Source organism: Pedobacter gandavensis (genome assembly GCF_032678465.1).
Lineage (GTDB): Bacteria > Bacteroidota > Bacteroidia > Sphingobacteriales > Sphingobacteriaceae > Pedobacter > Pedobacter gandavensis_B.
The window spans coordinates 420,465-432,768 of the sequence record NZ_JAVTSK010000002.1; the positions used below are offsets into that span (position 1 = coordinate 420,465).

The following is a 12,304-nucleotide window of genomic DNA, read 5'->3' on the forward strand; positions in this document are numbered from 1 at the left end:
TAAGGTAATTATTTTTGTTCCGCCATCAGGTCTGAAATGGTTTCCCGATAGCTCTTCTCCTGCTTAGAGCGGAGTTTCTTTTTGTGCTTATTCAGTTCTTCCTGAAGTCCTTTTTTAAGGCTGTAGCACATCAGTAAGATGATCACTGCAAAGGGGAGCCCGGCAATAATAACCGCGGTTTGTAAAGCTTCCAGTCCGCCGCCCCAAAGGAGTACAATGGCCACGATGGCTTGCAGGAAAGCCCAGAAAACTCTTTGTAAAGGAGGGGTATAGCTCGCATTACCTGAAGTAATGTTGTCGATTACTAAAGAACCTGAATCTGAGGAGGTGATGAAGAAAAAGGCCACCAGCAATACTGCCAGCCCAGATAATATAGGGGTAAATGGGATCTTTTGAAGGAAGACAAACAAAGCAGTAGAAATGTCTGATTTTACCGCATTGATCAAGCTATGGTCTCCCTCCAGAATAAAATGAAGGGCGGTGCCGCCAAAGACAGTCATCCACAATAAAGTGATGGCAGCGGGTACAATCAGCACACCAAGGATAAATTCTTTGATGGTTCTCCCCCTGGAGATTCTTGCAATAAAACTACCTACAAAAGGCGACCATGCAATCCACCATGCCCAATAGAAAACGGTCCAGGAGTTTTGCCAACCTGATTGCCGGTAGCTGTCGTTCCAGGTGCTGATTTCTATGAAATCCGCCAGGTAAGAACCCGTATTTTGGATGAAGCTTTTTAACAGGTAGATGGTAGGGCCAAATGCAAATATCAGCAACATCAATACGAAGGCCATAATCATGTTCCCCTGACTAAGGAGTTTAACGCCTTTATCTAAACCTGAAACTACGGATATGGTGGCTATAGAAGTTACAATGATGATGATAAAGGATTGAAGGGTGGTCGACATTCCCCATCCAAACAGGAAGTTCAAGCCGGCATTCATTTGCTGAACCCCTAATCCCAGAGAAGTAGAAAGGCCAAATAGCGTGGCAATTACAGAAAGGATGTCAATGGAATGTCCCCACCAACCATGGATACGTTCCCCTAAAAAGGGGTAAAATAGCGAACGAAAAGTGAGTGGGAGCTTTTTGTTGAAAGAGAAAAAGGCGAGTGCGAGCCCAACAACAGCATAAATTGCCCAGGCATGTAAGCCCCAGTGTAAAGCGGTAAACTCCATCGCCTGAATGGCCAGTTCTGCATCTGAACCTGCGGGTCTTGGCGGCTGACTGAAATGAGAAACAGGTTCAGCAATGCTGAAAAACATAATCCCTATTCCCATTCCCGCACTGAACAACATCGCAAACCAGGATGTATTACTGAATTCAGGTTCCGCATCTTCGCCCCCAAGACGAATCTTGCCGTACTTCCCAAAGGCCAGATACAGGCAGAAACCAAGAATGAAATTGACTGTCAGAATGAGGAACCAACCCAGATTTGCAGTGATGAGCAGTTTTGTGCTGTTGAACCAGGCATCTAAGGTTTCCTGGTAGAGCAGGCATAAAAGCAAACTGCATACAATCAGTAATATAGAAGTGTAAAAAACGGGTTTATTGATGACGAATTTAGAATTCGAAACGTTGTTTTTAAGCATTGGACCTGGTCTTATCAATGCTTAACACTTTTATTGCCATAAAGTTTCTGATTTTGGCGCAATTGCCCCTTATTATTGACGCTTTAGTCCCCTTTTTTTTGAAGATACCTAGCGATATTAACCGTAAATTAGTGTAAGCATTAAATCTTAAAATTATTAATTATGGGAACGATCACTGTTAGTAGTAGAACACAGGGTTTATTGGCCTTGTTTGATCTGCAGACCAACTTTTTTGCTAAAGCCATTGTAGGGGTTTCTGAAGAAGATATGTACAACCGTTTAAATACAGAAGCGAACCATATGGCCTGGCTGGCCGGTTCTTTGGTTGGACAACGTTTTTGGATGACATCAGAAACCAAACCCGGGCTTCTGCAGACAGGCTATGAGTTGTTTAAAGATCATAAAGGAATTCAGGAAGGCGCAAAATACCCTACAAAAGACGAATATTTGAAAGACTGGGATATGATCAGTCCAATTGCCCGTGAAGCATTATTGAGTATTGATGACGAAAAGTTAGACAGTGAAATCGATATGGGTTTCATGAAGATGACTTATTATGAGATGATTACATTTACGATCTATCGGGAGGCTAGTATTATTGGCCAGTTGGCACTATGGAGAAGGCTGTTGGGCTATCCAGGATTGAAGTATGATTAATCATATCCCGGGAATTTTACTTTAATTCAGCTGAATCTTATATTTATTGCTCAGCGGTTGTGAAAATGAAAACAGCCGCTGCTTTATGCCTATGAATTCAGAAGAAAATAAACTAAACAACCCGGTTTGGTTTTCACTAATAGAAAGCCACCATCCATACTCAGTCGACTTTGGAGATGTGAAATGCTATCACCCGGACTATTGTCCGTTTGGCGGTTTTACGAAACTGGATTCCAGCGAAGATGCCCTGGATGAATATTCGATATTGGCCGATAATTTTTTTGTTGTTGGCGACAAACCAAATTACAGTAATTTATTGCGCTTTAACAAAGAGTTGGTCTGTTGTCAAATGCTACTGAGGAGCCCCATTCAAATAGAATTTAAGGAGGAAATCACCAGCCTGAAAGCCGAACATAAAGCCGATTTACTGCAATTGGTGAATCTGGTACAGCCTGGATATTTCAGGAATAATACTCCTGATTTGGGGAATTACTATGGGATTTATAAAGGTAATGAACTGGTCGCGGTAACTGGTGAGCGCATGAAAATGAATGCATTTACCGAGGTAAGTGCCGTAGTGACTCATCCAGACCATACCGGTAAAGGCTATGCAAAGCAATTGGTGGCCCATACCGCAAATCAGATTTTTCTGGCAAATAAAATACCTTATTTACATGTTGCAGAGTCTAATACCGGGGCGATCCGGCTTTATGAAAAGCTGGGTTTTGTGATCAGGAGAAAAATCAGCTTCTGGAATTTCATGGTTCATAAGGTGCTGTAATACAGAAAGCTAAAATCATTTAATGATTTGGCATTATCGCAGAATACTGAACCTGCTTTATTGCTTTCTTTGTGATAACCAAATCACACAAGTATGAAAAAGAGCCACCTGCTGATTGCCGGATTGTTATTGTCCAGTCCGGTTTTTGCCCAAAAAAATTACTTAGAAGAACCAAAATCTGCCAAAACCCAGCGTATGCAGTGGTGGCATGATGATACCTTCGGGATGTTTATTCACTGGGGATTGTATGCCGTTCCGGCAGGTACCTATAATGGAAAGGACGGCGGCGCGGAGTGGATCATGGAAACCCATAAGATTCCAACTCCGGAATATGAGAAATATGCGGCACAGTTTAATCCCGTAAAATTTGACGCCAAAAAGTGGCTGAGCATAGCCAAAGATGCTGGTGCAAAGTACATTGTGTTTACTTCTAAACACCACGATGGTTTTAGCATGTGGGATAGTCAGGTGACAAACTATGACATCATGGATGCCACGCCTTTTAAAAGAGACATTATTAAAGAGTTGGCGGATGCCTGTAAGGCAGCAGGCATTAAGTTTGGTCTGTACCATTCCATCATGGATTGGCATCATCCAAATGCGAATCCGAAACTAAAGCCTGCGGAAAAACCTGATTTCGCGAAGTATAGAGAAACCTATTTAAAGCCTCAGCTGGCCGAATTGATTAAAAAGTACAACCCAGACATTTTATGGTTTGATGGAGAATGGATTTCTGAATGGACAGAAGATCAGGGGAAAGACCTGTACAATTATTTGCGTGCTTTGAAACCCTCATTGGTGATCAACAACAGGATCAGCAAGGCACGTGGAGGAATGGAAGGTATGAATAAATATGAAAATGCCGCCGGAGATTTCGGTACTCCGGAACAGGAAATCCTAAAAACAAATTCTCAGGATTATTGGGAGAGCTGTATGACCATTAACAACAACTGGGGTTTTGTGAAGAATGATCAGAACTGGAAATCAGGCGAAACGCTGATCAATAACCTGGTAGATGTGGCTGCAAAAGGAGGGAATTACCTGCTCAATGTTGGGCCTACCGCTGAAGGTGAAATTCCTGCACCAAGCGTTGAGCGTCTGGCAGAAATGGGAAAATGGCTGAAACTGAACAAACAGGCTATTTATGGAACCAACAGCTTAACAAATTACAAAGAAGGAGATCATATCCGCTTTACACAAAGTAAAGATGGTAAAACCACCTATGCGATTTTCAATCAACAAGATAATAATGAGCTTAAATTAAGCACTATACAACCTAAAGTAGGTTCTAAGATCTATATGTTAGGTGTAAAGGAACCTTTAGCCTGGAGCAATACAAACGGCACTGTGGTAGTGAAATTACCGGCAACACTTCCTGGTCAATATGCCTGGGTGTTAAAAATTCAGGCGGAGAACCGCAATTCCAGGTAAATCTAAATGGCGGCAAGTACCTTCATCACCCTTAGGCTTGTCGCCAATTTTCTGATCTGAAAGTACATTCAATGTACCTGTTTCAGAGGATCAGGAATAAATAGGGCATAAAAAAAGCATCTCTTTTGGAGATGCTTTGACAAATCATCAATAATTTAGACGGTTTTCACGTTAGTTGCATTCAGGCCTTTTTTGCCGTTCTCAACTTCATAAGTAACTTTGTCGTTTTCTCTTACTGGACCTGCTAATCCTGTTACGTGTACAAAGATTTCAGCATCTCCGTTGTCTGGTACGATAAAGCCAAATCCTTTTGACTCATTAAAAAATTTTACTGTTCCTTCTGGCATTGTATTTTATTTAGTTATTAAAGATAAGTTGTTATTGCCCCCAAAGAGGTTGCTCATCGAAAAACAATAACAAGTGTAAAATAAGGATTGTTTAAAACAATTCTAAGTTTTTTTTAATAAATTATTCAATAATCGCATTTTTATGGTTTTAAGATGGAAAGAAGCGGTTTTTTGAACTTTTTTAAAAACTATTTCTTCAATTATTCGTTCTTTAATTGTACCTTTTAGCAGGGGAAGCTGTGAAAAGATCAGCTTTAAAATCGAAGTTAACCCTCCAACATATTAATTTCATTTAAAATATTTATCCTATGTCTATATTTCTTGAATACCCGACAGTTGAAGATTACCCGATTTATGAGCCTACACCTTTTGCCACTTTATGGGATTAAGTTTAGCTTCAAATAAAAGCCTCCTGTCTTTTCAAACTATTTCATAACTATAGCTGAAAAGATAGGAGGCTTTTGTCTATACACCGGAAAGGTTTACGGTATTAAAGAATCTTATTCAACTCATCCAGCATCTTTGTCCAGGATTCTTCGGCACTTTTTATAAAATGTTCCCAATTGGCGGGCATTTTTTGGGTGAGTGTTAGTTCTGCGCCTGTGGGACTAGGTATGATATCAATCACGATTTCTGAATGATCGGCAGCATCCTGTCGCACTGCCCATGTAAAAGAAAGACGAAGCGGTCGACTGATCTCCAGGTATTCTCCGGTATGATCAATTTCTTCTTCATTTCTGTTGACAATAAATGAGAATGCACCTCCAATTTTTGGATCTGCTGTAAGGCTGACAACCTTTTCGTCCCGGACTTCGGGACCAAACATAAACCTTCCAATCATGGAGGTATTCAGCCAGGCATCAAAAACATCTTCAGCAGTTACAGAAAAATGACGGGTTACTATGGCATGTGCAGAGAGTTGATCATTCATGATTTCCATTTTTTTATGATTTGAGATGAGCTATTTTTCGGTATAACTTATTTTAAGTCCAGAATGTTTTGAGACCTGGTAAATATATTGATGTGGCATATATCCGGATTTTTTTAGTCATGGTTATTTCTTTAGTGTTAAAGCAGGTTTAATATTGCCTGATCTGATTTAAATCCCTATTTTTAAAACGAACCAAAGTATAAACACACACATTGTTAAACACATGAAACCAAAAATCAACTTGCTGCTATTTGTAGCGCTGACCTTTCTATTTGTAAATCAGGCCTACGCACAAAAAGGCTGGACCAATCTTTTTAACGGAAAAGACCTGAACGACTGGAATATTAAAATTTCCAAACATGACTATAATGACAATTATGCGAATACTTTCCGTGTAGAGGGTGGCCTGATCAAGGTAAATTATGATGGTTATGAAAACTTTGACCAGCAATATGGACATATCTTTTATAAGAAACCATTTTCTTATTACTTGTTAAAGGTAACTTATCGCTTTGTTGGCGATCAGGCCAAAGGTGGAGAGGGTTGGGCGATCCGTAACAGTGGTGCGATGTTGCATTGCCAGGCGCCGGAAACCATGTTAAAGAATCAGGATTTCCCTATTTCTATAGAGGCTCAGATCTTAGGTGGTGATGGAGAGCATATTAGACCAACCAGTAATTTATGTACTCCAGGTACGCAGGTGATCTATGATGGGAAATTGTTTACCCCACATTGTTTAGATTCTAAATCTAAAACCTATGCGGGCGACCAATGGGTAACTGCCGAATTCCTGGTTTTGGGAGATTCTGTGGTGAAACACATCATCAACAAGGAAGTCGTTCTGGAATACTCTAAACCTCAGATTGGAGGAGGGAACGTATCCAACTATGATCCTAAAATCAAACAAGACGGTAAAGCTTTAACAGGAGGTTATATCTCTCTGCAGAGTGAGAGTCATCCTATAGAATTTAAAGAGGTAAAGCTGTTTAATCTTGAGCGTTATGCTAAAGACAAAACAAAGCTAGATAAAGTGCTGGAAAAGGTGCTCAATGAACAATAGCAAGGGATTAAATACAGCATAAAAAGAGGGATCATTTATATAAATGATCCCTCTTTTTTTTAAATTGAGTTTATGAGACTGCGAATTTAATCCAAGGTTTGAACCCCGCCACCGTTTACAAACAGGACTTGTCCGCTTACCCATTCTGAAATCGGGGCAGCGAAATACAAAACCGCTCCTGAGATGTCTGAGGGCTTGCCAAGTCGCTTAATCGGGGTATGGGATAACATTCTTTCTTCTATTTCCGGTGTGAGTACTGTAGCCAAAGCTGCAGTTTTTGTGGCTCCGGGTCCAACGGCATTGATGCGGACTTCAGGGCCGAAATCCATGGCCAGATTACTACCCATATGGTTTAGGGCTGCTTTAGAAGCGCCATAGGCACTCATGTTGGGGCTTTTATTGATACTGCTCATGGAAGTAATGTTTATAATACTACCATAACCATCTTTCTTCATTAAAGGAACACACAGTTGTGAAAGTCTCCAGGCGCTAAATACATTGAGCTTGAAAACCCGGGCAAAGTCGTCCACCGTAGTGTTAAAGGGGTTTTCCCGACCGCCACCACCACCTCCGGCATTGTTAACCAGGATATGTACTCCACCCAGTTCTTTTTCAGCTCGCTCCACCAGATTGACCAGATCTTCATCATTGAGTACATTACAGGCTACTGCAATGGCTTTACCGCCATTTTGGATGATTTCTGCAGCTACGGTCTCAGCATCTTTAAGCTTTAAATCGCCAATGGCAATCGCAGCTCCAGCTGCTGCAAGGGTTTCACAGCAAGCTTTACCAATTCCATTACCACCACCAGTTACGATGGCTACTTTTCCTTTCAGGTCAAAAAGTTCGTTTATATGCATAGGTATAGATTTATTTTAAGGGAGTAAATGTTTGGAAAAATGGCTTCGTTAATATTTATTCTATTACTCTTGTTGTAGTATAGGGGCTGTTTTTCCATCTTCTGTTTTGCTGATTACCCAATGTTTTTGCGCATCTTTTTCCATTTTGTATTTTTGATCTGTCGAGCCGTAAATCTCTGTACCTGTTGAACTCAGGACAATTGTTGGTTTAAATTCAGCGGCAAAAATCTCCACCTGTTTGTTGTCTTTGGAAAACAATGCATATCCTGCAAGTGTGCTGTTGTTGAGGTCTTTGAATTTTGTTTCCAATTCAAAAGGACGTACACATTCCTGTCTGATCACCGACCAGCTGTAACCCGCGGATGACTTGCAGCCATGTTCATCCTGGTCTCCACCAACCATAGGAGCTGCGTGTGTGGTATCTGTTGCAACAGTCGCAGTGCTATCTTGTTTTTGAGTGTTATTACCTGATTGTTGAGCGTTACAACTGAATAAGGCAAGGGTAATTAGTGAAATTCCAAAGCTGTAAATTGTTTTCATACGGTATTATTTTAAGCATTATGGTGATGAGATGCTTTATTAAACACCATTTTTCTTTTTTTGTTTTTCCTGTAGTCACTCTTTTAAACTATTGAATTTATGTATCTTATGAATTAAAGTAAATCGCTTTCTAAAGCATAGTTTTATGAATTCCATTTTAAAGTTCAGTTGTCTTTTGTTCATCAGTAGCCTGCTGATCTTCAGCAAGAGCCATGCGCAGATCAAACAGGTTGAGGTTGCGCGGGTAAACGAGATGGCGAACCTTCCTCAGCCACTAAAAATTATTGACTGGAAAGAAATGGCCTTGCGTTTCGACAGCACAGTTTATGATTTTAAGGCTACAGGGCAGTATTGGCCATTGGTATGGATGGACAGTACGCGTAAAAACTTCGATCAGCCTGTAATGGGAATGTATACGGCAATTGGGGACGTCCGACAAGGGCCAGCGAATAACAAAGGGATGTTTCATGAGGCTTTGGCGAATATGGGTGCAGTTTTAGGTGCCTCCCTGGTTGGTATTGATAAAAGCAACCAGAAAGGTGTAAACTATGTAGAAATGCTGAAAAACTACTTCAACAAGGATACCGGTTGGGATATCATGATGAACAATACAGCTCCGGAGGTGGCATTACTTGGCGGTGGTTATGGGCGCGACTGGTGGTACGATGTCTATCCTAATGTGCTTTTTTATGCCATCTATGAAAAATATCCGGCACAAGCTGATTTTGATGTTATAGCCCGGAAAATTGCGGAGAAGTTTTTTAAAGCAGACTCGATTCTGAATGGCAATTACCACTATTCTTATTTTGATTATGGCGGGATGTTGCCTAAAACGAATACCATATGTGTTCAGCCAGATGCTGCAGCCGGACATGCCTATGTGTTGTATGCGGCTTATAAAAAGTTTGGGGATCCTCGTTACTTGCAAGCTGCGATTAAAGCGATGAAGGCTTTGAATGAGGAGAAGATCAATCCTACTTATGAATTGCTCATGCCTTTTGGTGCTTATCTGGCTGCGCGAATGAATGCAGAAGTGGGTACCGATTTCGATGTTGCAAAAATGCTGGACTGGACCTTTTCAGGTACTGCGGTATGTAGGGAAGGATGGGGATTTCTGGCAGGCAACTGGAACGGGATAGACATTTCAGGAACTGTGGGCAGTACTGTAGACCATGGTGGCTACAGCTTTTTAATGAACACTTTTGATGCCGCCTGGCCTTTAATCCCACTGGTAAAGTACCAACCCGCCTATGCAAATGCTATCGGAAAATGGATGCTGAATGCTGTAAATGCTTCCAGGTTTTTTTATCCGCAATATATGCCAGCTCAACATCAGACCTTACCTGAACATGCAGCGGTCACAAAAGGAGTGATTGCCTATGAAGGAATGGCTAAGGCCTCCACTTTTGATGATCGTTATCTGGAATTAAAAGCGCCAGTTGCACAAGGTGATGGACCTAAATGGGTGCCGGGTAAGAATCCTGAAGTCTCCCAGTTTAGCGTTTATGGCAGTGGACATGTGGGAATCTTTGGCAGCATTGTAAAGAAAACAGAAGTAGAAGGGGTTTTACAGCTAGACCTGAATGCAACAGATTTTTACGGCGCTAAGCGTTTCCCTTCCTGGTTGTTTTATAATCCTTATCCCAAAGCGGAGAGACTGAGTTTTAAGCCTGGTGTCAAATCAGATATTTATAATCTGATTACGCAGGAGTTTATCGCCAGGAATGTAAGCGATGCAATTCAATTTACAATTCCGGCCTTGCAATCTGCAATACTGCTGGCCATTCCAGTCGGACAGGAGACCAGGATAAAAAACCATCAGTTACAAGTAGCCGACCAGGTGATTGATTATCATTATCATAAAAAATAAGGCGAATTATCAGAGCCTGGCTGGACTATAATGATTAAGCTGTTTTTCCCTTTAAACTGAGTTTGTAACCGATGTAAACTAATGGAATCGTGCCACACATCACAATTGTGGTACTCAATAAAGCATCTTTTGAAAACAGGGAAACCAATCCACTGGCCATAAAACATAAGCCCAACTGTATGGTGTTTTGCATTGCAGCTGCTTTTCCAACATTATGTGCTGCAGATTTTAATGCCTCGGAGACTACAATTGGATAACAAGCGCCATTGGCCAAAGCCATTAAACAAAATGGGATCAATAAAATGGTCAATGTTGGTGTGATGGTAATGGTTATGAGGTATAAGGCTACCATGCTCAAGGAGTAAATGACCAATAAATAGGGTAGTAATTTTTTGCCTTCTATTTTGCTGGTCAGCGCTCTATACCCATAACCACCGATTAGAAAGGCGACGGTTTGTGGGAAAAAGCTCAGTCCAATCTGACTTTCATTATAGCCAAGTTCTTTTAAAAAGAATGGAGAACCGGTAAGCCAGGCAAAAAAGCCTGCTGAACACATGGCATAAATCAGTACATTTCCCAGGAATTTATTAGATTTTAAAAGAGACAGATAGGAGTTGTCTAAGCTGGAATCCTTTATCTGATCATCTTGTTGAACAGCATTTTTTTCATCTTTTATGGTTAAGGTATATACAATAAGAAGTATGGCAATCAATGCCAATGCAATAAAGATGGACCTCCAGCCGAAGTAGTTAAGCAGAAAGGCACCCATTAGTGGCGCTAATGCAGGTGATAATGCGACTAAAGGCATAATTGAAGCGAATATTTTATTGGTTTGGTCTTTTGGATACCTTTCAATCACCAGGGCCTGCCAGCTCACTGCAGCGGCACAAACGCCAATGGCCTGTACCAACCTCAGGAACAGCAAGAGGTACACATTGTGTGTGAAATAAATTCCTAAGGAGGAAATGGTAAAGATGCTCAGTCCCATGAGTACGGTTTTGGGTTTGCCAAATTTATCGGAGATCGGACCCCATAATAGCTGTGCAATTCCATATCCCGCCAGGAATAAACTCAATGTCGCACTGATATTGCTTTTTGAGGTACCTAAATCTAAACGCATCTTGTCGAATGCAGGTAGATACATGTCGGTAGCAAGAAAACCTATGATACTAAGTCCAACTAAGTAAAGAAAGAACAGGAAACTATTTTTTTTATGATTTACAGTAAGCTCATTTTTCATGATTATGCAAAGATAGGACAAATTTTAGGGGGCATCTAAAATAAATTTCATGGCTGTTGTCCAATTTCTCTAAGCTCATGCATTATGCTGATATAAATCAAAAAAAATCATAAAATGGAACAAAGAATCAATGCCTTTATAAAAGGCCAGAACGCAATGAAAGCTATGTATGGAATTGGAGCATACCTAAGTAAATCATCCATCGAACAAGAACTTTTACACCTCATCTATTTCCGCGTATCACAAATCAATGGCTGTGCCTATTGTCTGGATATGCATTCCAAAGACCTGCTGGCCATTGGAGAAACTGCACAACGTCTTTTTCTATTGGATGCCTGGAGGGAAGCGCCGATGTTTACAGACAGAGAACGTGCAGCCTTAGCATGGGCTGAGGCCGTAACTAAAATTAGAGATGGTAATGTAAATGATGAAGTCTATGCAGCGGTAGGTGCAGAATTTACAGAGGAAGAACTGATTGATTTGACGCTGGCGATCACAACGATCAACAGTTACAACCGCATTAATATTGCTTTCCGGACCAAAGCGGGTACTTATATGGTGGGTCAGCATAAGGTACAGGCAAAATAATCAAGCTGGTAGTAGCATCAAATTCATATATTCAGGAATTATAAAATTAAATCAGATGAAAGACTTCATGTTTGTATTTCGTCAGGCCAGCTATGACCAGGGCAATACTTCTGCAGAGGAAATAGATACCTTAAATAAAAAATGGCAGGACTGGATCGGTGGGATCGCCGCACAGGGAAAATTAAAAAGCCATGGCGCCCGACTGGAAGTCGCAGGTAAAGTGCTAAAACCGGGTGGGGTAGTCACCGATGGTCCTTTTGTCGAGATCAGAGAAAGGTTAGGTGGTTTTATTGTCGTATCCGCAGATCACCTTGAAGAAGCGACTACGCTGGCTCATGGTTGTCCGGCACTGGATGCAGAGGGTAGTGTAGAAATCAGACCCGTTTTTGCTTAAGAAATAAAGCGCG

At 41.1% G+C, this 12,304-nt stretch carries 13 protein-coding genes; 7 read left to right on the forward strand and 6 right to left on the reverse strand.

Annotated elements, in window-relative coordinates; translation table 11 throughout:
- Positions 1-8 precede the first annotated feature (8 nt).
- Entirely contained in the window at positions 9-1,592 is a 1,584-nt protein-coding gene (locus tag R2Q94_RS04870; RefSeq protein WP_316820320.1) for a BCCT family transporter, read from the reverse strand.
- A gap of 162 nt (positions 1,593-1,754) precedes the next feature.
- On the opposite strand from R2Q94_RS04870, the gene R2Q94_RS04875 reads away from it, so the two are divergent.
- From R2Q94_RS04875 to R2Q94_RS04885, 3 genes are all read left to right on the forward strand, one after another.
- Positions 1,755-2,249 carry a DinB family protein gene (locus R2Q94_RS04875; RefSeq protein ID WP_316820321.1) on the forward strand — a complete coding sequence of 165 codons (495 nt, stop codon included), beginning with the start codon at positions 1,755-1,757 and terminating at the stop codon, positions 2,247-2,249.
- 91 nt (positions 2,250-2,340) lie between these two features.
- Positions 2,341-3,030, forward strand: coding sequence for a GNAT family N-acetyltransferase (locus R2Q94_RS04880; protein ID WP_316820322.1), 690 nt, complete (start codon positions 2,341-2,343; stop codon positions 3,028-3,030).
- Between the two features lie 93 nt (positions 3,031-3,123).
- On the forward strand, positions 3,124-4,461 hold the full coding sequence (locus R2Q94_RS04885) for an alpha-L-fucosidase (protein ID WP_316820323.1): 1,338 nt from the start codon (positions 3,124-3,126) through the stop codon (positions 4,459-4,461).
- 155 nt (positions 4,462-4,616) lie between these two features.
- Here R2Q94_RS04885 and R2Q94_RS04890 read toward each other — a convergent pair whose 3' ends face one another.
- Positions 4,617-4,808, reverse strand: coding sequence for a cold shock domain-containing protein (locus R2Q94_RS04890; RefSeq protein ID WP_316820324.1), 192 nt, complete (start codon positions 4,806-4,808; stop codon positions 4,617-4,619).
- Between the two features lie 490 nt (positions 4,809-5,298).
- The gene (locus R2Q94_RS04895) at positions 5,299-5,748 is read right to left on the reverse strand and encodes an SRPBCC family protein (protein ID WP_316820325.1); all 450 of its coding nucleotides are present in this window, start codon (positions 5,746-5,748) and stop codon (positions 5,299-5,301) included.
- A gap of 214 nt (positions 5,749-5,962) precedes the next feature.
- Here R2Q94_RS04895 and R2Q94_RS04900 point away from each other — a divergent pair, with 214 nt between their 5' ends.
- Positions 5,963-6,799, forward strand: coding sequence for a DUF1080 domain-containing protein (locus R2Q94_RS04900; RefSeq protein ID WP_316820326.1), 837 nt, complete (start codon positions 5,963-5,965; stop codon positions 6,797-6,799).
- 86 nt (positions 6,800-6,885) lie between these two features.
- Here the strand turns inward: R2Q94_RS04900 and R2Q94_RS04905 are convergent, their stop codons facing one another.
- Entirely contained in the window at positions 6,886-7,659 is a 774-nt protein-coding gene (locus R2Q94_RS04905) for a glucose 1-dehydrogenase (protein WP_316820327.1), read from the reverse strand.
- Positions 7,660-7,722: 63 nt separating this feature from the next.
- Positions 7,723-8,199, reverse strand: coding sequence for a hypothetical protein (locus R2Q94_RS04910; protein ID WP_316820328.1), 477 nt, complete (start codon positions 8,197-8,199; stop codon positions 7,723-7,725).
- A 145-nt stretch (positions 8,200-8,344) separates the two neighbouring features.
- Between R2Q94_RS04910 and R2Q94_RS04915 the strand changes: the two genes are divergently transcribed.
- Positions 8,345-10,069: a hypothetical protein gene (locus R2Q94_RS04915; protein ID WP_316820329.1), complete on the forward strand. Its 1,725-nt coding sequence runs from the start codon at positions 8,345-8,347 to the stop codon at positions 10,067-10,069.
- 34 nt (positions 10,070-10,103) lie between these two features.
- Here the strand turns inward: R2Q94_RS04915 and punC are convergent, their stop codons facing one another.
- On the reverse strand, positions 10,104-11,309 hold the full coding sequence (gene punC / locus R2Q94_RS04920) for a purine nucleoside transporter PunC (RefSeq protein ID WP_316820330.1): 1,206 nt from the start codon (positions 11,307-11,309) through the stop codon (positions 10,104-10,106).
- Between the two features lie 114 nt (positions 11,310-11,423).
- Between punC and R2Q94_RS04925 the strand changes: the two genes are divergently transcribed.
- Together R2Q94_RS04925 and R2Q94_RS04930 are read left to right on the forward strand one after the other, a co-directional pair.
- On the forward strand, positions 11,424-11,897 hold the full coding sequence (locus R2Q94_RS04925) for a carboxymuconolactone decarboxylase family protein (protein WP_316820331.1): 474 nt from the start codon (positions 11,424-11,426) through the stop codon (positions 11,895-11,897).
- Positions 11,898-11,952: 55 nt separating this feature from the next.
- On the forward strand, positions 11,953-12,291 hold the full coding sequence (locus R2Q94_RS04930; protein WP_316820332.1) for a YciI family protein: 339 nt from the start codon (positions 11,953-11,955) through the stop codon (positions 12,289-12,291).
- Positions 12,292-12,304: the final 13 nt, after the last annotated feature.